General features: G+C 66.5%; 15 protein-coding genes. 9 read left to right on the top strand and 6 right to left on the bottom strand.

Annotation, left to right across the window (positions count from 1 at the left end; all coding sequences use genetic code 11):
* Window positions 1-35 precede the first annotated feature (35 nt).
* Together ACIGJG_RS18895 and ACIGJG_RS18890 are read right to left on the bottom strand one after the other, a co-directional pair.
* On the bottom strand, window positions 36-2,783 hold the full coding sequence (locus tag ACIGJG_RS18895; protein ID WP_483673738.1) for a DUF6600 domain-containing protein: 2,748 nt from the start codon (window positions 2,781-2,783) through the stop codon (window positions 36-38).
* Window positions 2,784-3,044: 261 nt separating this feature from the next.
* The gene (locus tag ACIGJG_RS18890; protein WP_011299779.1) at window positions 3,045-4,373 is read right to left on the bottom strand and encodes a putative bifunctional diguanylate cyclase/phosphodiesterase; all 1,329 of its coding nucleotides are present in this window, start codon (window positions 4,371-4,373) and stop codon (window positions 3,045-3,047) included.
* A gap of 203 nt (window positions 4,374-4,576) precedes the next feature.
* Between ACIGJG_RS18890 and ACIGJG_RS18885 the strand changes: the two genes are divergently transcribed.
* The 8 genes from ACIGJG_RS18885 (at window position 4,577) to ACIGJG_RS18850 (ending at window position 14,190) form a co-directional block, all read left to right on the top strand.
* On the top strand, window positions 4,577-6,247 hold the full coding sequence (locus ACIGJG_RS18885) for a methyl-accepting chemotaxis protein (RefSeq protein WP_181184397.1): 1,671 nt from the start codon (window positions 4,577-4,579) through the stop codon (window positions 6,245-6,247).
* Between the two features lie 27 nt (window positions 6,248-6,274).
* Entirely contained in the window at window positions 6,275-6,763 is a 489-nt protein-coding gene (locus tag ACIGJG_RS18880) for a chemotaxis protein CheW (protein ID WP_011299777.1), read from the top strand.
* Window positions 6,760-8,010: a CheR family methyltransferase gene (locus ACIGJG_RS18875; protein ID WP_011299776.1), complete on the top strand. Its 1,251-nt coding sequence runs from the start codon at window positions 6,760-6,762 to the stop codon at window positions 8,008-8,010. Before ACIGJG_RS18880 ends, ACIGJG_RS18875 begins: the two co-directional genes overlap by 4 nt.
* Before the next feature lie 2 nt (window positions 8,011-8,012).
* Entirely contained in the window at window positions 8,013-8,690 is a 678-nt protein-coding gene (locus tag ACIGJG_RS18870) for a chemotaxis protein CheW (RefSeq protein WP_011299775.1), read from the top strand.
* Window positions 8,687-10,978: a hybrid sensor histidine kinase/response regulator gene (locus tag ACIGJG_RS18865; RefSeq protein ID WP_011299774.1), complete on the top strand. Its 2,292-nt coding sequence runs from the start codon at window positions 8,687-8,689 to the stop codon at window positions 10,976-10,978. The genes ACIGJG_RS18870 and ACIGJG_RS18865 overlap by 4 nt, the downstream gene beginning before the upstream one ends.
* Window positions 10,975-12,000, top strand: a complete 1,026-nt coding sequence (gene cheB, locus ACIGJG_RS18860; protein WP_011299773.1) for a chemotaxis response regulator protein-glutamate methylesterase — start codon at window positions 10,975-10,977, stop codon at window positions 11,998-12,000. Before ACIGJG_RS18865 ends, cheB begins: the two co-directional genes overlap by 4 nt.
* A gap of 92 nt (window positions 12,001-12,092) precedes the next feature.
* A complete protein-coding gene (locus ACIGJG_RS18855; protein WP_041680394.1) occupies window positions 12,093-13,127 on the top strand; it encodes a response regulator in 1,035 nt (344 codons plus the stop codon).
* A 268-nt stretch (window positions 13,128-13,395) separates the two neighbouring features.
* Window positions 13,396-14,190 (top strand): DUF4397 domain-containing protein, encoded by a 795-nt coding sequence (locus tag ACIGJG_RS18850; RefSeq protein WP_011299771.1) that lies wholly within the window; start codon window positions 13,396-13,398, stop codon window positions 14,188-14,190.
* A gap of 81 nt (window positions 14,191-14,271) precedes the next feature.
* Here ACIGJG_RS18850 and ACIGJG_RS18845 read toward each other — a convergent pair whose 3' ends face one another.
* From ACIGJG_RS18845 to ACIGJG_RS18830, 4 genes are all read right to left on the bottom strand, one after another.
* The gene (locus ACIGJG_RS18845; RefSeq protein ID WP_011299770.1) at window positions 14,272-14,565 is read right to left on the bottom strand and encodes a helix-turn-helix transcriptional regulator; all 294 of its coding nucleotides are present in this window, start codon (window positions 14,563-14,565) and stop codon (window positions 14,272-14,274) included.
* A 212-nt stretch (window positions 14,566-14,777) separates the two neighbouring features.
* Window positions 14,778-16,280 (bottom strand): tripartite tricarboxylate transporter permease, encoded by a 1,503-nt coding sequence (locus ACIGJG_RS18840; protein WP_011299769.1) that lies wholly within the window; start codon window positions 16,278-16,280, stop codon window positions 14,778-14,780.
* 12 nt (window positions 16,281-16,292) lie between these two features.
* Window positions 16,293-16,754, bottom strand: a complete 462-nt coding sequence (locus ACIGJG_RS18835) for a tripartite tricarboxylate transporter TctB family protein (protein ID WP_483673736.1) — start codon at window positions 16,752-16,754, stop codon at window positions 16,293-16,295.
* A gap of 423 nt (window positions 16,755-17,177) precedes the next feature.
* Window positions 17,178-18,668: an MATE family efflux transporter gene (locus ACIGJG_RS18830; RefSeq protein ID WP_140949640.1), complete on the bottom strand. Its 1,491-nt coding sequence runs from the start codon at window positions 18,666-18,668 to the stop codon at window positions 17,178-17,180.
* 137 nt (window positions 18,669-18,805) lie between these two features.
* Here ACIGJG_RS18830 and ACIGJG_RS18825 point away from each other — a divergent pair, with 137 nt between their 5' ends.
* Window positions 18,806-22,222 carry an adenylate/guanylate cyclase domain-containing protein gene (locus ACIGJG_RS18825; RefSeq protein ID WP_483673735.1) on the top strand — a complete coding sequence of 1,139 codons (3,417 nt, stop codon included), beginning with the start codon at window positions 18,806-18,808 and terminating at the stop codon, window positions 22,220-22,222.
* Window positions 22,223-22,230: the final 8 nt, after the last annotated feature.

Raw genomic sequence — 22,230 nt, 5'->3', positions numbered from 1 at the left:
TTTGCGCGCTTGCCAGCGCTGTTGGAGGCGAGCGGCTACTGGCGGCGGTCTCCTTCGTTGCGAGCCTCCGTCTGTCCGCGGTCATGGTGCGCGCGCTGCTGCTGGCGCTGCTGATCCGTCTGCTGTTGCTGTTGTTGCTGTTGTTGCTGCTGTTGCCGCTGGCGCTCCTGCATCTGCCGCTGCTGGTCCTGCTGCCTGCGCTGCTGCTCCTGCACGGCCCGCTGCTGTTCCTGCATGGCGCGTTGCTGCTCCTGGGCCGCGCGTTGCTGTTCCTGCGCGTGCCGCTGTTGCTCCTGCATCTGGCGCTGCTGCTCCATCTGCTGGCGCTGCATTGCCTGTTGCTGACGTTGCTGCTCCTGCATGGCCCGCTGCTGCTCGATCTGCTGGCGCTGCTGGTCTTGCATCTGGCGCTGACGCTCCGCCTGCTGGCGTTGCTGCTCCATCTGCTGGCGCTGCTGGTCCTGCATCTGGCGCTGCCGCTCCGCCTGCTGGCGCTGCTGGTCTATCTGCTGGCGCTGGGCCGCCTCCTGCTGCCGCTGCTGGTCCATCTGCTGGCGTTGCTGGTCCTGCATCTGACGCTGTCGCTCGACCTGCTGACGCTGCTGTTCGACCTGCTGCCGCTGGACCGCCTCCTGCTGCCGCTGCTGGTCAGCCATCTGCCGCTGGTGATCGGCTTGCTGACGTTGCTGATCGGCCTGCTGGCGTTGCGACTGCATGTTGCGCTGGTCGGACTGCTGACGCTGCTGCTCCTGCATCTGGCGCAGCGACTCCATCTGCTGCCGTTGGATCCCTTGTTGCTGGTCGTGCTGAATCGCCTGGGCCTGGTCTTGCGCGTCGTGGCGCTGGCGCTGCTGCTCCATCTGCTGGCGCTGGATCGCCTGTTGCTGCTGGCGCTGCATGTCCTGCGCCTGGCGCTGAGCGTCGGGCATCTGCGCGAATCCCTGAGCCTGGTCGGGCCGCGTGGTCTGACCACGGCCATTGCCGCGCCACCCGTCGCCACCGGACGGCGGGGAGCCGCGCTCGGCACCGGCTGGCGGGCGGCGCATGGCATTGTCGTCCTGACGCGGCGGCGGCAGGCCGGGCCGCGCAGTCGGGGCTACCTGGCTCATCCGCACATTTGCGGCACCGTGCCCGTCCATGCCGCGGGGCCGCGCGTCTCCACCGCGCCATACCGGGCCAGCGCCGGAGACCACGCCGCCTTCGCGTGCAAAGCGTCGCGCCAGGTCGTCATGCGCGGGTTGTCCGGGCGGGCGCGCCGCGATCGCCTGGCGTTCGAAGCCCTGGCGTGCCTGCGGCGGAAGGGAGCGGGATGGTGCCGCGCCAAGCAAGCTGCCCTTGACCGGCGCCACCGGTGGCGCGCCGCGGCCCTCGCCCTGCGGCAGGTTGCGCCATTCATTGCCGCGCATATTGCGCGGTACCGGCCGGCCTTCGACGAAATTGCGCGCCGGCATGCCGCTGATCGCGCCGGGCACGTCGCGGTTCGGGTGCGGCTCGCGTCGGAAACGGTTGTCGATCGTGACGTTGTTGACGGTCACCCGGTTGATCCGCGTGACATAGCCGGGACTGGCGCGGTACACGGGCCGGTACGCGTCGCGCGGGCCAAGCGGGTACCAGGCCACGCCCGGTCCGCCGCCCACACGCACGCCACCGTAAGGGCCTGCGCCGCCGACGAAACCGACCAGCGCCGGCGCATAGCACGGCCGTGGCACGCGCGGCCCCGGCACCCAGCCCCAGCGCGTGCCAATGTAGGCCCAGCGCCCGTAATGGAAGGGAGCGAACCCCCACGGCGCATCGTCGATCCAGGTCCAGCCCCAGGGCGCGATCCAGGCCCAGTGCCCGGTGCTGTATGGCGCCCAGCCCGTTTGCACCACGCGCGGATACCACACGGCGCCATAGCCCGGGTCGTCCTGCCAGTCGCCATAACCGTCAAGCGCGGCATAGCCGGGCATGTCACGCGGCACATACCGGGCGGATGGCGAGGCGTCCTCGCGCGCATCGCGGGAGGCGGTCCAGCGGTCGAATTCGTCCTCGGGCGGCAGGTCGCCCTGCCCCGCATCGGCCAGGTCGGTTCCGGCAAAGCGCATGCGCTGGCCGCGTTGCATTTCCAGCGAGCGGCTTTCGCCGTAGATCGCGGCCCGGCCGTGGCGCATGGTCACCGTCGTGGTGCTGCCGTCGGGCGCCACATCGATGCGGTAGTCGCCAGGCTCGCGCGGCACGAACGCCAGGTTGGGGGTATCGATCTCCACAGGCTGGTCCGGGGGCAAGGCACGGACCCGCAGCTGCAGCGTGCCTTGCGTGAGCTTGACCTGGGTGGCGTTGTCGTCCAGGTTGAGCACGCTGACGGCAGTCGCGCTGCCGAGCCGGATCGCCACCGAGCCGGCATGGACTTCGGCGCGGCCGCCGTTATCCACCCACAGCCGGTCGCCGGTGGTGATGGGCCGGTTCAGGCCCGCTGCTGCCCATTCGTCCGACCCGGCCGGCGCAAAGCTGAGATTGCCCGCTGCATCGGTCAATGTCGCCACGCGCGTGGGCGGATCGACCTGCCCTACCTGCGCGCCGGGGTCGCCAAGTGGCGATAGCTGGGCCTGCACGGGCCATGGGGCCAGCGTCAGGGCCACGCCCGCCATCACCGCGAGCATCGGCAGCAAGGGTGCGGCACCGGCTTTCAGGCTGCGGTGGCGGGAGACGGAGTTGCGGTCAGGTGAAAGGAAGCGCGGCATGGAATCGAGAAACTGGAGAGCGAGACCCGTGACGGCGGACAGCCGCCTGATGTCACCATACATGGCCCAACGCTTGGGGATGTCCTGCGCGGACAAGACTTTGTAAGCGGGTATTTCCCCTGAACGGGGCATGGCGGCCGCGGCTGCGCTGCGGAGGCAGGACGGGTGCGGGGAATCGCAGTGCGGATGGCGTCAGCTGCGCCGCGGGAAGTCAAAGGTGGAAACAACTCCGCCAGTCACGGCCGCTCTGTGCCGGCCGTTCTCTGCCGGCAGTTCAGGCGGCCGAATGTGGCGCCCCTATTGGCCCGGCATGCCCCCCTTTCCTCAATTCCCAGACTGCTCCCGCAAGTGCTCCGTAAGGCGCTCGGCTGGCATCGGCCGCCCATACAGGTAGCCCTGCGCCTCCCAACAGCCATTGGCCAGCAGGAAGTCTCGCTGCTCGACCGTTTCCACGCCCTCGGCCACCACGCCGATCTGCAGGCTTTGCCCGACGTTGATCACGGACCGTACGATGGCGGCGTCCACTGGGTCTTGCGTCACGTTGCGCACGAAGGACTGGTCGATCTTGAGCCGATCGACCGGGAACGACTTGAGGAAGCTCAGCGAGGCGTAGCCCGTGCCAAAGTCATCGCAGGTCAGGGTCACGCCGTCGCGCCGCAGAGCCTGGAGCTGGTCGGACACCTCGTCGCCCTGCTGCAGAGCGATGGTCTCCGTGATCTCGATCTCCAGGCCGGCCGGCGGCAGTTCGAGCGAGCGCAGGACGTGGCGCACCTCGGTCACCAGCCGGCTTTCGGCCAGTTGGGCCGCGAACAGGTTGATGGCCACGCGCGGCGCCTGCGGCAGCGTCAGCGACCAGGCACGCGCCTGCGCGCAGGCGGTCTGCAGCAGCCACATGCCGACGTCGCTGGCCACGCTGCTGGCCGCCAGGGCATCGATAAAACTGGCCGGCGCGAGCAGGCCGCGGGTCGGATGGCGCCAGCGCAGCAGCGCCTCGGCTCCGTGGATATGGCCGGTGCGCAGATCGACCTGAGGCTGGTAGTGCAGTTCGAACTGCCGCTGCGCATACGCTTCGTGCAGGGCCTGGACCAGCGACAGCCGCGTGGTCACGTCCTGCCGCATCTGCGGCTTGAAAAACCGGATGGTGCGTCCGCCGTCATGCTTGGCGCGGGCCAGCGCCAGGCTGGCGGCCGCGAGCGCGTCCGACGCAAGATCGCCGGCCGCCGGCATCACGCATGCGCCGACGCTGGCGAGCACGTGGTGGCGGCGCCCGCTGTGCTCGTGCGGCGCGGTCAGCATGGAAAGGATGGCGGCGCCGACGTGCCGCACCAGGGTCGGATCGGAAATGGACGGCAGCAACACCGAGAACTCGTCGCTGCCGATACGGCCGATCACGGCATCGCGCGGGGAAGCATCGCGCAGCCGGCGTGCCACGCCCTGCAGGATCAGATCGCCCTCGGCATGGCCGTGCATGTCGTTGAAGGCGCGGAAATCGTCAATGCCGATCAGCAGCAATGCGCAGCGGGGCACTGCCTCGCTATGCAGGCGTGCCTCCAGCCGTTTTAGGAATCCCAGGCGATTCCCGACCCCGGTCAGCGGATCGGTCTCCCCGTCTGGCGAAGCGCCAGCCGCCTTCGCCCCCGACTTGGCCACCATCCCTGCCTCATTTGCGATTATCGACATTGTTACCAGATCTGCGATTCTGGAAGTGTGACGAAAACCATAAAAAAAGCAAGCGCTTCCGGCAAACCGGCCCGCGCACCAATGCAGCCTAGCAACGCCCGGCGTTCGACCGGCCCCCGGCGTTGAAACGCCTCCGGCGTTACAGTACCCTACCGCGCATCGCCACGCAGCCGGCGATGAGGCCGTCGCGGCTGCCTTTGAAAAAGAACGGAAACGGGAACCGAACCTTGAACCACTGGACTATCCGAACGCGCATCCTGGCAAGCTTTACCTTCATCCTGCTGGTCATGGCGCTGATGGGAGTAGTGGCCTACAACCGGCTGTCGGCAATCGAACGGGAAACCAATCTGATGCTCAAGGACGCCTTGCCGGGCCTGAACTACAGCACCGGCATCCGCGGCGCCTGGGGCGAGGTCTATGTCCTCGCCTGGGAGACGGTCAAAGCCGGCACCGAGAGCCAGCGCCAGGGGTACCAGCAGCAAAGCGCCGAAGTCCGCCAGCGGCTGGACCGGCTCGAGCAGCAATACGAGAGCACCATCACGCGTGACAACGACCGCGCCACCTTCAACCAGTACAAGGCGGCGCGCAGCCGGTACGACCAGCTGGCGCTGCCGCTCACGCAATCCGCGAGCTGGAAGGGTGGCGAGGCAGCCGAAGCGCTGCTGCGCGGCGAGGCGAACCAGCACTGGGCGGAAGTGCGCAGGCTCGCCCAGACCCTGGTGGATGACAACAACGCGGTGAACGAGAAGGCCGCGCACGGCATCAATGCGGCCGTCAGTTCGGCCAAGATCGGCATCGAAGTCGCCCTGCTCGTGGCAGTCGCCATGTCGGCCATCTGCGGCTACCTGCTGCTGCGCGCTATTACCGTGCCGATGCGCTCCATCGTCGGCCTGCTGGCCGGCATCCGCGGCGGCGACCTGCGCCTGCGCATGGCGCTGGGCCGCGGCGACGAGTTCCAGGACGTCGAACAAGGCTTCAACCAGATGACGGGCGAGTTGACCTCGCTGGTCGGCCAGGCACAGCGCTCGGCAATCCAGGTCACCACCTCGGTCAACGAGATTGCGGCGACCGCCCGCCAGCAGCAGGCCACGGCCACCGAAACCGCCGCCACCACGACGCAGATCGGCGCCACGTCGCGCGAGATCTCCGCCACCGCGCGCGACCTGGTCCGCACCATCAACGAGGTGTCTAACGCGGCCGAGCAGACCGCCGGGCTGGCGGGTACCGGCCAGGTCGGACTGTCGCGCATGGAAGCCACCATGCAGCACGTGATGGACGCGGCTGGCTCGGTCAATGCCAAGCTCGCCACGCTCAACGAAAAGGCCGGCAATATCAACCAGGTGGTCACGACGATCGCCAAGGTGGCGGACCAGACTAACCTGCTTTCGCTCAACGCCGCCATCGAGGCCGAAAAGGCCGGCGAATACGGGCGCGGCTTTTCGGTGGTCGCCACCGAAATCCGCCGGCTGGCCGACCAGACTGCTGTTGCCACCTACGACATCGAACAGATGGTGCGCGAGATCCAGTCCGCCGTCGCCGCGGGCGTGATGGGCATGGACAAGTTTTCGGAAGAGGTGCGCCGCGGCATGTCCGACGTGACCCAGGTCGGCGACCAGCTGTCGCAGATCATCGGGCAGGTGCAGTCGCTCGCGCCCCGCGTGCTGATGGTCAATGAAGGCATGCAGGCACAGGCTGGCGGCGCCGAGCAGATCAACCAGGCGCTCATGCAGCTTTCCGAAGCCGCGCAGCAGACGGTCGAGTCGCTGCGCCAGTCGAGCCAGGCCATCGACGAGCTGACGCTGGTGGCCAACGAGCTGCGCAGCGGCGTGTCGCGCTTCAAGGTCTAGCGCCGTGGAGCGGGAGGCCACGCGCCGATGAAACTGTTCCTGCTGTTCCGGCTGGGCCATGACCACTATGCGCTGGATGCGACCGAGGTCGCCGAGGTCCTGCCCCTGACCGCGCTCAAGCAGATTCCCGGCAGCCCCGCATGGGTGGCGGGGGTGCTGTCGCGCCAGGGTCAATCCGTGCCGGTGATCGACCTGCGCGCGCTCGCCACGGGCGTGCCCGCGGCACTGCGCACGAGTACGCGCACCGTGCTGGTCCACTACCGCCGCACACCTTGTGACGCGCCACGCCTGCTCGGGCTGCGCCTCGAGCACGCCACCGAGACCCTGCGTTGCGAGCCGGAGTCGTTCGTCGACACCGGCATCGATGCCGGCACGGCGCGCTACCTCGGGCCGGTACGCCACGACGAACAGCGCGGCCTGGTGCAATGGGTGCGCGTCAACGCCTTGCTGCCCGATGACGTCCACGCCAATCTGTTCGATGCGGCGCGCGACGTCTGCCAGGCATCCGCGCCATGAGCACGGCCACCCATATCGAAGCACTGCTCAGGGCCCGCATCGGACTTGACGCGCGGTCCATCGGACCCGGCGCGCTCGAACGCGCACTGCGCGAGCGCCAGGCCGCGCTGCAGGCGCACGACGAGGCGGCCTACTGGAACCTGCTCCACAGCCAGCCGGACGAGTTCCAGGCGCTGATCGAAGCCGTGGTGGTTCCGGAAACCTGGTTCTTCCGGCACAGAGAAGCATTGATGGCCCTTGGCCGCTTTGCCGCCGAGCGCGTGTTTGGCGACCACGCGCGGCACTTACGCGTGCTGAGCCTGCCCTGCGCCAGCGGTGAGGAGCCGTATTCCATCGCGATGGCCCTGCTCGATGCTGGCATTCCGGCGGCGCGCTTTCGCATCGACGCGCTGGATATCAGCGCGCGCGCGCTGGCCCGCGCGCGCGCCGGCATTTTCGGCAGCAACGCGTTTCGCGGCGCGCCGCTCGATTTCCGCGAGCGCTACTTCACGCCGTGTCCGGGAGGATATGCGCTGGATGCGCGCGTGCGCGAGCTGGTGCAGCTGCGGCTCGGCAACATCGTCGACGCAAACCTGCTGGCCGGCGAGGCACCGTACGATTTCGTGTTCTGCCGCAACCTGCTGATCTATTTCGATGCCGACGTGCAGCGGCGTGCCGTGCAAACGCTGGCGCGGCTGACCGCGAGCGACGGCATGATCTTCGTCGGCCCTGCTGAAGCGAGCCTGCTGAGCGCGCAAGGGTTGCCCTCCGCCGGCGTGCCGCTGGCCTTTGCGTTTCGCAAGGCAACGCCTGGCGAAGCACGGAGCGAGCAACCGCTGCAAGCCAGCGCCGCACCGGCGCCTGCCGGCATGCCGCCGCGCCCGGTTTCGCTGCGTGTGCAACCAGCGCCGGCCGTGCGCGAGCCTGCGCCGGTTCGCGCGCCGCGCGCCGCTGCCCCGACGCCTACCCCGCTCGCTCGCATCTCGGCGCTTGCCGACCGCGGCGACCTCGCAGCCGCCACCGCTGCGTGCGAAGCACTGATTGCCAGCCAGGGCCCGAGCGCCGATGCCTGCTGCATGCTCGGCGTGCTCCACGACGCGGCCGGCCTCACGTCGAGCGCGCGCGACGCATATCGCCGCGCGATCTACCTTGACCCGGGCCATCAGGAAGCCCTCCATCATCTGGCCGCGCTGCTCGATACCGAGGGCGACCACGCCGGCGCCGCGCGCCTGCGCCAGCGCGCGCAGCGCCATACCCGTACCGCCTAGCCATGGCCGACGCTCAAACCCTTCCCGCCAACGTGCAGATCGACGATTGCTGGCGCCGCATCGGCGTCCGTGGCGACGGCAGTTGCACGCTGCTCGCGACGCATATCCATTGCCGCAACTGCCCGACCTATTCGCGCGCCGCCACGGCGCTGCTCGATGGGCAGGCGATGACCGGGCTTCCCGTCGCCCGCCCGCACAGCGAGCCGGACGCCGAGCCTGCAGGGTCGGGCTTGTCCTGCCTGATCTTCCGCGTCGGAGAAGAATGGCTGGCCCTGCCCACAGAGGCCATTGGCGAAGTCACAGCGCCATGCCCCGTGCACTCGCTCCCGCACCGCCGCGACGCCGCCGTGCTGGGCGTGGCGAGCGTGCGCGGCAGCCTGTTGGCCTGTCTGTCGCTGGCTCGGTTGTTCGGCACCGGGGAGGAATCCGATACGCAGGCAGGCGCCCGGCAAGGGCAGCGCTTCCTGGTGCTGGGGCAAGGCCGCGGTGCCATTGCACTGCCAGTGGCCGAAGTCAGTGGCGTACGCCGCTTGCGCAACAACGCGCTGCTGCCGCTGCCGGCCACGCTGGCCAGGGCGTCCACGCGCTACAGCCAGGCGTTGTTCGAAGACCAGGGCCGCAACGTGGGCCTGCTTGACGCCGCGCTGGTGCGCCAGGCACTGACACGGAGCCTTGCATGAATGCCGACCAGTTGCGCGACGCCTCGCTGCTGGAACTGTTTGCGCTAGAGGCCGAGTCCCAGGCCGAAGTCCTCAATGCAGGCCTGCTCGCGCTGGAGCGCGACCCCGCTGCGGCAAGCCATCTCGATGCCTGCATGCGTGCGGCGCATTCCATCAAGGGCGCGGCGCGCATTGTCGGGCTCGACGGCGGTGTGCGCCTTGCTCATGCGATGGAAGACTGCCTGGTAGCCGCGCAGGGCGGCATGCCGCTGAGCGCCGCGCATATCGACGCCTTGCTGCAAGGCACCGACCTGCTGCAGCGCATCGGCCAGCCACCCGATGGCGATCCGGCCTGGGCGGATCGTCAAGGACGTACCCAGATCGATGCCGTGGTGCAACGCCTGCAGGCGCTGCCGGGCGGAAACTTGCCCACAGCACCCGTTGCTCCGCCCGTATCCGTCGCAGAGCCTGAACCGCCGTCGCTTCCTGTGCTTCCTGTGGCCGACGCGCTGGCACCCTCGCCGCCATCGATGCCATCGGCGGCAACCGGCCCCGAGCAACAGGAGCGCATGCTGCGCGTCGGCGCCGAATCGCTCGACCAGTTGCTCGCGTTGTCCGGTGAAGCCATGGTCGAATCGCACTGGCTGCGCCCGTTCGCCAAGGCCATGCTGCAGGCGCGTCGCCAACAGGCGCGCGCGCTGCAGGCACTCGACACACTGCGCGATGCGCTGGCCGGCAGCGGCGCCGATGCAGGCGCCATGGCGGCCTTGTCCGATGCACGGCAGTTGCTCGAAGACGGCGCGCAACACTTGTCGCAACGGCAGGAAGAACTGGACCAGTACGAGCACCGCACCGCGCGCCTCGCGCGGCGGCTCTATGACACCGCTCTCGCCTGCCGCATGCGGCCGCTGTCCGATGGGCTGGCCGGCTATGCGCGCATGGTGCGCGACCTCGCGCGTTCGCTCGGCAAGGCGGCGCACCTCGAACTGGTCGGCGCCGGCACGCAGGTCGACCGCGACATCCTTGAAGCACTGGATGCGCCGCTGGCGCACCTGCTGCGCAACGCTGTCGACCATGGCATCGAGCCATCCGATGTCCGTGTCGCGCAGGGCAAGCCCGCCGAGGGGCGCATCCTGCTGCAGGCGCGCCACAATGCAGGCCGGCTGGTGATCGAAATTGGCGACGACGGTGCCGGCGTCGATCTCGCCGCCCTGCGCCAGGCCATCGTGCGCAGGCGCCTGGCCAGCGAGGACACCGCGGCGCGGCTGTCAGAGGCTGAACTTCTTGAGTTCCTGCTGCTGCCCGGCTTCAGCATGCGCGAGACCGTGTCCGAAGTATCGGGACGCGGCGTCGGACTGGATGCCGTGCAGGAAATGGTGCGCCGCGTTCGCGGCAGCCTGCGGCTGGCGCAGTCGCCGGGCGGCGGCCTGCAGTTTCACCTCGAACTGCCGCTTACGCTGTCAGTCGTGCGCGCCTTGCTCGTGGAAGTGGCCGGCGAAGCGTATGCGTTTCCGCTCGGCCATGTGCTGAGCGCGGCATCGGTACCCCGGCACGACGTGGCGCAGACCGAAAGCCACCAGCATTTCCAGTACACCGGCCGCGCGGTAGGGCTGGTCAGCGCCGCGCAGGTGCTGCAGCGTCCGGAACATCCGCTCGATGGCGACCACATCCCCGTCGTCATCATCGGCGAACAGGAGCGCGTCTATGGCATTGCCGTGGACCGCATGCTCGGCGAGCGCCTGCTGGTGGTCCAGCCGCTTGCGCCGGCGCTTGGCAAGATCAAGGACATCGCCGCTGGTGCGCTGACCGACGACGGCACGCCAGTGCTGATCTTCGATGTGGACGATCTCGTACGCTCGGTGGAGAAACTCGTCACCGACGGGCGCATCGAGCACGTACGCCAGACCGGCACGGCAATCGCGCAAGTTCGGCGCAAGCGCGTGCTGGTCGTCGACGACTCGCTCACCGTGCGCGAGCTGGAGCGCAAGCTGCTGGCCAGCCGCGGCTATGACGTCGCGGTCGCCGTCGATGGCATGGACGGCTGGAACGTGCTGCGCGCCGAGCCATTCGATCTCGTCATTACGGACATCGACATGCCGCGTATGGACGGCATCGAGCTTGTCACACTGATCCGCAAGGAACCCCGCATGCAGCAGTTGCCGGTTATGGTCGTGTCGTACAAGGACCGCGAACAGGACCGCCAGCGCGGCCTGGAAGCCGGGGCGGATTACTACCTGGCCAAAGGCAGTTTCCACGACGCTGCGCTGCTCGACGCAGTGCACGACCTGATCGGCGAGGCAAGCACATGAAAGTCGGCATCGTCAACGATTCGGCACTGGCTGTCGCCGCGCTGCGCCGCGCGATTGCGCTGGACCCGGCGTTCGAGATCGTCTGGGTCGCCGGCGATGGCGAGCAGGCGGTACAGCTCGCCGCCTCCCATACGCCCGACGTGATCCTGATGGACCTGCTGATGCCGGTGATGGACGGCGTCGAAGCCACGCGCCGCATCATGGCGGCCACGCCGTGCCCCATCGTCGTGGTCACGACCGACCTCGGCCGCAACGCCACGCAGGTGTTCGACGCCATGGGCCACGGCGCGATCGACGCCGTGGACACCCCCACGCTGACCGAGTCCGACGCCAAGCTGACCGCGGGGCCGCTGCTGCGCAAGATGCGCAATATCGGGCGCTTGGTCGCCGGCCGTGCGGCACCGCGCCCTGCCATCACGGAAATGCCGGGCACATTGGCGGCATCGCGCCTGGTAGCCATCGGCGCCTCGGCAGGCGGGCCGGCGGCGCTGGCCAAGCTGCTTGGCGCCCTGCCCGCCGACTTTTGCGCGGCGGTGGTCGCCGTCCAGCACGTCGATGAAGCGTTCGCTCCCGGCATGGCCGACTGGCTCGACAGCCAGTGCGCGCTGCCGGTACGCGTGGCGGCGCCGGGCGAAACTCCACAGGCCGGCACGGTACTCATCGCGGGCACCAACAATCATCTGCGGCTGCTAGGGTCAAACCGCATGGCCTATACCGAACAGCCCAGCGAATATCTGTATCGGCCGTCCATCGACGTGTTCTTCGAAAGCGTGGTGGAGTACTGGCGCGGACAGGCCATCGGCGTACTGCTGACCGGCATGGGCCGCGACGGCGCCAGCGGCCTCAAGGCCATGCGGGACCATGGTTGCCTGACCATCGCGCAGGACCAGGCCACCAGCGCCGTCTATGGCATGCCCAAGGCAGCCGCAGCGATGGGCGCCGCCAGCGAGATCCTGCCGCTCACGGCCATTGCGCCGCGCCTGGTGCAGGCCTGCTGCAGCGTGCGCCCGCCGCCGGGCTGACAGGCGCAGCAAGAAAACCGATATCAACGAGACGACACAGATCGCCGATGCTCAACCAGGACGTTTGGGGCCGAGCCATCAAGGAAGCCAGCATGCAACAACCCGATAACACAGCCATCACCGCTATCACCGACACCCCCGCAGCCAACAGCTATCCCGTCATGGTGCTGCTGGTGGACGACCAGGCGATGATTGGCGAGGCCGTACGCCGCGCACTGGCCTCAGAGCCGGACATCGATTTCCACTACTGTGCGACGCCGGACGATGCTGTCGCCGTCGCCGAGCGCACCCGCCCGACCGTGATCCTGCAGGATCTGGTCATGCCAGGCGTGGACGGCCTGACACTGGTGCGCCGCTACCGCGACAACGCGGCCACGCGCGACATCCCGATCATCGTGCTATCCACCAAGGAAGAAGCGGCGATGAAAAGCGCGGCGTTTTCCGCTGGCGCCAACGACTATCTGGTGAAACTGCCGGACAGCATCGAACTGGTTGCGCGCATCCGCTATCACTCGCGCTCGTACCTGAACCTGCTGCAGCGTGACGAGGCCTATCGCGCGTTGCGGCAAAGCCAGCAGCAACTGCTCGAAACCAATCTCGAACTGCAGCGGCTCACCAACTCGGACGGGCTCACGGGGCTGTCCAACCGGCGCTATTTCGACGAGTACCTGAACGCGGAATGGAAGCGAGCCCAGCGCGAGCAGAGCCAGCTCGCGCTGCTGATGATCGACGTGGACGCGTTCAAAGCCTACAACGATACGTACGGGCATGTAGCCGGCGACGAAGTCCTGCGGCGCGTGGCCGCTGTGCTGCGCGACAATTGTTCGCGCCCGGCCGACCTGCCTGCGCGCTTTGGTGGCGAGGAATTTTCGATGGTCCTTCCGTCCACGTCGCCAGGCGGTGCGCGACTGTTTGCGGAGAAAGTCAGGCGCGCGATTGAATCGCTCGGCATCGCGCACAGCGGCGCGGACACCGGCGGCTTCCTGACCGTCAGCATCGGCGCCGCGGTGCTCGTGCCGGAAGACGGCCAACCGAGCAGCCGGCTGGTGGAAGTTGCGGATGCGGGGCTGTACGAAGCCAAGCGGAACGGGCGCAACCAGGTGGTCATGGCGTGGCCCAGAGCATAGCGGGACGCTGAGCCGTTTATTGATTCGCTGTTCCTGTCGCCCGGCAGGAACACCGCTAGCCGATCCTCCTGTCGGAATCCTCCGACACCGATTTCGGAGGTCCGCGCCTGCCTCCTCCCAAAGTTCCTTCCTATCGTTGCAATAAGGCCACACGCATTAAGCAAAAGTCTCATCGGCCTGTTGGCACGCCCTGCCTCCTGCAGCCGCCGCATTGGCGCGGCCGTGCTGCCTCTCGCTCCTGATACAACGCAACGGAAGAGGTGACACTATGTTCCGCTTAAAGACCAGTATTGTTCTCAGCCTCGCGATTGCCGCTACGGCAGCCCTCTCGGCTTGCGGTGGAGGCGGCGATGATGGTGTGGCCGCCCGCGTTGGCCTCAGCAAGCCGACTGTGCGAGTGATCCATGCCATACCGGGAGGCCCGAATGTCGACGTTCTGCAGAACGGCGCGAAGACCAATCTGCTGAACGAGCCCTACAAGTTCGTGTCGACCTACCGCAGCGTTGACGAAGGGAACCAGCTCTTTTCGTTCAACGTGGCCGGCACGAGCACTGAACTCGGCCGGGCAACCATCAACACCCATACGGGCCACAAGTACACTGCGGTAGCCATGCCGGGCAGCGAAAGCGCCGCGGACGTCGTGCAGATCGATGATCCGTTCGAGAAAGGACTCTTTTCGGACAAGGCACGAGTACGCGCGCTCAACGCATCGTTCAATGCGCAGAACGTGGATATCTACCTGACGACACCGGCTGTCGACCTGAACTCGGTAACGCCGACGTTCGCGGCTGTCGCGTTCAAGTCTGCCGTGCCGGCATCCGGCCAGGACTCCATCGACCTGAACGGTGGCACCTACCGTCTGCGTATCACGACGGCGGGCAGCAAGACGGTGATCTTCGATTCCGGCACGCTGACGCTGGCTAACAATGCCGACTGGCTGATTACCACGCTTCCGGTGGACGGCATCAAGGCCACGCTGCCGAACCGCATCAAGGTGCTGGTTGCACGCGGTGATGATGAGTCGCAGGCTGGGTTGGAACTGGTGACGCAGCCATCGCAGTGATGTTGTTGACTTGAAAAGCAAGAGGCCCGCGAATGCGGGCCTCTTTTTTGTGGTGCCTCGCCGAACTGCGGGTCGGATCAATCATTCCACCCCACCATCCCTCTTAAGAACATCCAGATGCGACAGATAGCGATCAAGCTCGTCGCGACCGCTGTCAGTGATGCAATACACCCGGCCACTGCCTTCCACCAACTCAGCCGTAATCGCGCGCGCGATCATCAGGCTGCGCAGGATCGGCCGCAGCGAGCGGATGTTCAGTTCGATCCCATACTCACGCAAGCGGTCGACCAGGTTCATCACGGTCGACGGGCTCGCATGTACGAGCTTGAGGATAAAAATCCGGGAAAAGACCCGGTCAAGGGAAGGCGATTTCATGGGCGCTGGCGAAGCTCCCACCCCGTCACGGAGCGGAGTCACTGTTCATCTTGCGCGGCCCATGACTGCAACCGCAGTCGGGCACTCTCTTCTTGGTCCATCGTCGCGGAGACTTGCTCCGCTGCAAGAAAAAACGGGGTGCACGAAGGCACCCCGAATGCTTGCGTATGCACGCCACCGTCGGGCGGCGCGGCTCCGGAGCGCTTGGGGGGCTACTCCTCCTGGAACGCTTCCTCGCGCTTGGCCTTGATCGACGGCAGGGCCACCACAGCGACCAGTGCCGCAGCAGCGATCAGCAGGCCCATCGACAGCGGACGGGTTACGAACACGGTGAAGTCACCACGCGACAACAGCAGCGAACGGCGGAAGTTCTCTTCCATCATCGGTCCCAGCACGAAACCCAGCAGCAGCGGAGCGGGTTCGCACTTGAGCTTCAGGAACAGGTAGCCGATCACGCCGAAGCCGGCAGCCATGAACACATCGAAGGTCTGGTTGTTGACCGAGTACACGCCAATGCCGCAGAACACGAGAATGGCCGGGTACAGGAAGCGATACGGCACGGTCAGCAGCTTCACCCAGATGCCGATCATCGGCAGGTTCAGGACGATGAGCATCAGGTTGCCGATCCACATCGAGGCGATCAGGCCCCAGAACAGCGCCGGGTTGCTGGTCATCACCTGCGGGCCGGGCTGGATGTTGTGGATGGTCATGGCACCAACCATCAGCGCCATCACCGCGTTCGGCGGAATGCCCAGCGTCAGCAGCGGGATAAACGAGGTCTGTGCCGCGGCGTTGTTGGCCGATTCCGGACCTGCCACGCCTTCAATGGCGCCCTTGCCGAACTCGTGCGAGTACTTCGAGGTCTTCTTCTCCAGCGAGTAAGCCGCGAACGAAGCCAGCGCCGCACCACCGCCTGGCAGGATACCCAGTGCCGAGCCCAGCAGCGTGCCGCGCAGCACGGCAGGCGCCATGCGCTTGAAGTCGTCCTTGGTCGGCCAGAGATTGGTCACCGCGTCGGTGAAGGTTTCGCGGGCTTCCTTCTGCTCGAGGTTTGCGATGATTTCCGCGAAACCGAACATACCCATTGCCAGCGCGACGAAGTCGATGCCGTCAGTCAGTTCGGGCACGTCGAACGAGAAGCGCGCCGCGCCCGAGTTCACGTCGGTACCGATCAGGCCCATCAGCAGGCCCAGCACGATCATCGCGACCGCCTTGGGCAGCGAGCCCGAAGCCAGCACCACGGCACCGATCAGGCCCAGCACCATCAGCGAGAAGTACTCGGCGGGGCCGAACTTGAACGCCAGTTCCGACAGCGGCGTGGCGAACGCGGCCAGGATCAGCGTGGCCACGCAGCCGGCGAAGAACGAGCCGAGGCCGGATGTGGCCAGCGCCACCCCTGCTCGTCCTCGTCGTGCCATCTGGTAGCCATCGATGGTGGTCACCACCGACGACGATTCACCGGGCAGGTTCACCAGAATCGCGGTGGTCGAGCCACCGTACTGTGCGCCGTAATAAATACCGGCCAGCATGATCAGTGCGGCCACCGGCGGCAGCGTGTACGTCACCGGCAGCAGCATGGCGATGGTGGCCAGCGGCCCCAGGCCCGGCAGCACGCCGATCAGCGTCCCGAGCACGCAGCCCAGGAACGCATAGGCGAGATTCTGCAGCGACAGCGCCGTCGAGAATCCCAGTGAAAGGTGTTCAATCAATTCCATCTCGGCGCTCCCTTAACCGGTGATGAATGCAGGCCACACCGGCATCTGCAGGTTGATGCCGTACACGAAGGCAGCGAGGCTGATCAGGACCAGCACGACGCTGTTTAGCAGCGCCCCCTTCCAGCTGAACTCGTGGCTGGCCATCGACGACACCAGCACCAGCACGAACACGGAAAGCACCATGCCGAGCGGCTTGAGCAGCAGGCCGAACAGCACGACCGAGCCGAGAATCCACAGCAGCGTCTTCAGGTCCCAGCGTGCGAGGTGGTCTTGCTCGCCCTTGCTCGACAGCGACGAGATCAGCACCAGCGCGCCGAGCACGGCCAGGACCAGCCCGAGCAGGAATGGAAAGTATCCGGGCCCCATTTTCGCGGCGGTTCCCATGGAATAGCCGCGTGCGACCCAGGAAAAGCCCAGACCGACCAGAATAAACATCAGGCCGGAGGCAAAGTCCTTTTGGCTACGTATGCGCAAAACGATTCTCCTCAAAGTTCACAAAATGCCGTGCCGGTGCCGCGCCTTGGCTCAGTCGCGGAGTGCTGCATGCAAACGCATGCCCCGACGGTTGATCGGAACCTTAAAGACGGGATCTTTCAGCCTCCTTTCATTTGTGTTGGATTAGGGGTATTCACCGATGCGCCACGATGAAACCAACCAGGCATGCGAGTTCGCACACGAATACATCACGCCATGATGCATTCGTGTGGCAGCAGAAACAGCGAAGAAGGAAGACAGGAACAACAACAGACGCGCGCCGTTGCCATGCGGCATCGGCGCGGTATCAGGAAGGAAAACGTGTAGGTGCGAATGCCACCGGCGGACCAGCGAACGAGTGCATCCGTGCCGCGGAAAACGGCAGCGGACGCAACGATGCCATGCCGATCTTTCGATTCCCTTTCAACGTACGGTTTCCACGGTTCGGGGCGGCATGTCGTCCGCTTCGGATACCGGGCCGGCGTCCTCGCACGGCGTGCCCATGCTGGTATCAGGCGCCTGCCCCACTGCCTCAGGCGCATGGGCCGGCACGGGCAGGATATGGCTCGCGCGCCAGTTGCCTAAGCGATAGTAGCCAGCCGCCAGCGCGACCGACACGACGGAACCCAGCGGAAAACTCCACCAGATCGCATCGGCACCCCAGTTCTTGCCAACGCTCCATGCAAACGGCAATCGGATCACCCACATCGACAGGAACAGGATGACCAGCGGCGCCATGACGGCACCCGTGGCGCGCACCGTGCCGAAGATCACGATGGTGAAGCCGAACAGGATGAACGACCACAGCACAATGAGGTTGATATGCTGCGCGATGCCGATGGCCACGCTGTCCGTGCCGAGAAACAGGCCGAGCGAGTTGCGGTCGAACAGGTAGACGAGACCGACCAGCGCACCAGTCATTGCCAGGTTGAACAGCAGACCCACGCGCGTGATGCGCGTGACGCGATGCCACAGGCCCGCGCCGACGTTTTGCGCGACCATGGATGAAACACTCGCACCGACCGCCAGCGCTGGCATCTGCACGTACGTCCAAAGCTGGGATGCCACACCGTATGCAGCAGTCGTCTGCGACCCGTAGGCATTGACCAGCGACATCATCACGATCGCCGACGACGAGATCACCACCATCTGCAAACCCATCGGCAAGCCCTTGGCCACCAGCGCGCGGATGATGGCCGGGTCCGGCTTCAGCAGCGCCAGTTGTTCGCGGTGCAGCAGCAGGAAATGGCGGCGGCGATAAAGCAACGCAATCATCGCGACAAGGCTCGTGAGCTGCGCGATCAGCGTGGCCAGCGCCGAGCCCGCGATGCCGAGCGCAGGCAGCGGTCCCACGCCGAAAATCAGCAACGGATTGAGCACCACGTCGAGCACCGCCGACAACAGCATGAAGTAGAACGGCGTGCGCGAATCGCCGGCGCCACGCAGCGTCATCATGACGAAGTTGTAGAAGTACATGAACGGCAGCGCAACGAAGATAATGCGCAGGTACGTCACGGCCAGCGGCGCGGCATCGTGCGGGGTCTGCATCGCCGCCAGGATGTCCGGGGTGAAGATGAAGCCGAAGATCGATGCGGCCACGGACAACAGCACGAAGAACGTGGTGCTGGTGCCGACGATCGCACGCGCCTCACCCAGGTCGCGCGCGCCGACCGCCTGCCCGATCATGATGGTGTTGGCCATGCTGATGCCGAACACCACGCCCAGCAGGAAGAACAGGATGATGTTGGCGTTTGATGTGGCGGTGAGCGCGGCTTCGCCAAGATAGCGCCCGACCCAGACGGAATTGATCGAAGCATTGAGCGACTGCAGGATGTTGCTGCCAAGCACCGGCAGCGAAAACATCAGCAGGGTCCGGCCGATAGGGCCGGTGGTGAGTCTGGCATCAGGCTTCATAGCGTCCTTGCGCAAACAGGTTAGCCTGCCAGCATACGCGATCCCGACGGCTCGCGTTGCGTGCCTTGCCAACCGCCCGGATCGCGCGTCTAATGGATAAAGCCGGGCTCGGGCAGACCAGGGCGGCAGGAGGCTATATGCGCTGCACAAATTGCGGGTTCGAGAACCTCGCAAAGGCCAACTTCTGCGAGGAGTGCGGTGCCGGGCTGCCACGGACCTGCCCGCAATGCGGCGAGCCCGCCGGCCCGACTGCAAAATTCTGCCGCGGCTGCGGCGCCGCGCTGGCCGGCCTGGCCGCCTCGCAGCCTTCCGCTTCTGCCCAGGTTGCCGCCCCGGTCCAATACACCCCACCCCACCTTGCCGAGCGCATTCTTGCCGAACGCGCGGCCATGGAAGCGCGCGGGGGAGCCGCGGGCGAACGCAAGACGATCACGGCGCTGTTCGCCGACATGGCTGGTTCCACGGCACTCACGCAAGACCTGGACCCGGAGGAAGCCCGGCGCCTGATCGACCCGGTCGCCACGCTGATGATGGAGGCCGTGCACCACTATGAGGGCTACGTCGCCAAGTTTCTCGGCGACGGCATCCTCGCGCTGTTCGGCGCGCCGATTGCTCACGAGGACCACGCGCTGCGAGCCCTGTATGCGGCACTGCGCATGCAGGAGGCGATGCGTCGCCACAGCGACCGTGTCCGGCTCGAGCTGGGCATCCCTTTGCAAATCCGGGTTGGCATTCATACCGGCGAAGTCGTGGTGCGCTCGATCCGCAAGGACGACCTGCACACCGACTACGACCCGGTGGGGCATACCATCCACATCGCCTCGCGCATGGAAGGCGTGGCCACGCCGGCGTCGATCCTGATCAGCGAGTCGACCCACAAGCTCACCGAGGGTTACTTCGAGTTCAAGGCGCTCGGCACCACACATGTCAAGGGCGTGCGCGAGCCCTTGCCAGTCTACGAGGTACTGGGACTCGGCCCGTTGCGCACGCGCCTGCAGGTGGCCGCGCACCGCGGGCTGGCCCGGTTCGTGGGCCGCCAGGCAGAGCTGGAGCAATTGCACGCCGCGCTCGACCTGGCGAAGGCCGGCAGCGGGCAGATCGTCGGCGTGGTCGGAGAGGCCGGCGTAGGCAAGTCGCGGCTCTTCCACGAATTCAAGGCTAGATCGCGGCAAGGCTGCCTGGTGCTGGAAACGTTCTCGGTCTCGCACGGCAAGGCCTTTGCCTACCTGCCGCTAATCGAACTGCTGAAGAACTATTTTCAGGTCGCGGCACAGGACAACGACCGCGTCTGCCGCGAGAAGGTCACAGGCAGGCTGCTGACGCTGGATCGTTCGCTGGAACCGCATCTGCCTTACCTGCTCTACCTGCTCGGCAGCAGCGATCCCGACTCGACGCTGCCGACCATGGATGCCACGATCCGGCGCCAGCGCACCTTCGAAGCCATCGCGCAGCTGCTGGTGCGCGAAAGCCAGAACCAGCCGCTCGCCCTGATCTTCGAGGACCTGCAGTGGCTCGATAGCGAGACCGAAGGCTTCCTCAATATCCTCGTCGATCATGTGCCAGCCGCCAGCATCCTGCTGCAGGTGAACTACCGACCCGAGTATGCGCACGAGTGGCACGGCCGGGGCGCCTATACGCAGCTTCATCTCGAACCACTGGGCCCCGCCGAGGCACAGGGACTGCTGACTGCGCTGCTCGGCGACGATCGCAGCCTGGTGCCGCTCAAGCGGCTGATCCTCGACAAGACCGAAGGCAACCCGTTCTTCATGGAGGAAGTGGTCCAGACGCTGACCGAGGAAGGGGTACTGCTGGGCGTGTCCGGCAGTTTCCGCATCGAACAGGCGCCCGCGCTGCTGCATATTCCTACTACCGTGCAGGGCGTGCTGGCCGCGCGTATCGACCGCTTGCCCGTGGCGCAGAAGGAATTGCTGCAGACGCTCGCGGTCATCGGCAAGGAATTCTCGCTGAGCCTCATTCGCCATGTCACCGGTGCAGACGACAACGCGCTGCGGCCATTACTGACCGCACTGCAGGCGGCGGACTTCATCTACGAGCAACCGGCCTTCCCCGATGTGGAATACGCGTTCAAGCATGGGCTGACGCAGGAAGTCGCTGGCCACAGCCTGCTGACCGAGCGGCGCAGCGCACTGCACGAGCGCACCGCGCATGCGATCGAGTCGCTGTTTCCGGGCCGGCTCAAGGATTACTGCGGCGAGCTCGCCCACCACTACAGCCTCAGCGGCAATGTGCCGAAGGCGATCGAATACCTGCACTACGCCGGCCAGCAGGCGCTGGAACGCTCTGCCCTGCCCGAAGCCATCGGCCACCTTGGCGATGCCATTGCGCTGCTCAAGCGGCTGCCCGACACGCCCGAGCGCTTGCGGCAGGAACTCTCGCTGCTGCTGACGCTGGGACCGGCGCTGATCGCGACACGCGGGCAGGCCGCCACCGAGGTCGAAGCCAACTACCGGCGCGCGCTGGCACTGTGCGAACAGGGCGAGCCCACGCCACAGGTCTTTTCCGCGCAGCTCGGGTTATGGGCGTTCTACCAGCTGCGCGCGCAGTACAACGTGTCGCTGCCGCTCGGCAGACGGCTGCTCGGCATGGCCATACGCTCGCAGAAGCCCGATCAGCTCGCCGAAGGGCATCGCGTGCAGGGATCGACGACCTTCCGCCTGGGCCAGATCAGCGCTGCGCGCGACCACATGGAACAGGTGCTGACCGTACAGCGGCCGGACCAGTCCTCCTATGATTTCCTGCTGGGCTATGGGCGCGACCCGGCCGTGCATGCCATGGCCACGCTGGGGTGGATCCTGTGGTACCAGGGTCTGCCGGACCTGGCGCGCGCACGCTCGCTGGAAGCCCTGGCGCTGTCGCGGCAGCGCCCTGACGCATTCAACCTTGCCCTTTGCCTGATCTTTGCGGCCGAGGTGCACGTGTGCCGGCGTGAGGTGCAGCAGGTACGCGAGTTCGCCGAAGCCGCCACCGACATTTCCGGCGAGCAGGGCTTTCCGATCTACCTGGCATGGGGCAAAGTGCTGCAGGGCTGGGCGATGGCCGAGCGCGGAATCCACCAGGCGGGCATCGCCCTGATGCTGGAGGGACTGGACGCCTACGCCGCCACCGGCGCGTCGCTGGCCAGACCCAGCCTGTTGGGGCTGTTGGCCGATGCGCATAGCATGGCCGGCGACTTCCGGACCGGCCTGGCGCTGGTGGATGAAGCCATGTCGATCACCGAACAGACCGGCGAACGGCTCGACGCTTCCGGCCTGCTGCGCCAGAAGGGAGAACTGGTCCTGGCCGAGTCCGGCGACGGCACGCTGGCCTGCGAGGAGGCGGAAGACTGCTTCCACAAGGCCATCGCCACGGCGCGCCAGCAGGGCGCCAGGTCGCTCGAACTGCGCGCGGCGCTAAGCCTCGCGCGGCTGTGGCGCCGCAAGGGAAAGGCCGATGCCGCGCGCCAGGTGCTAGCCGGCATCTATGGCGTGTTCCGCGAAGGCTTCGATACGCTCGATCTGAAACAGGCCCGGGCCTTTCTGGACGAGGTCGGCTGAACGGCAGC

The organism is Cupriavidus sp. C1SS-2L (assembly GCF_057073735.1).
Note: the sequence above shows the minus strand (reverse complement) of the source record. Positions and strands in the feature narration are given on the sequence as shown.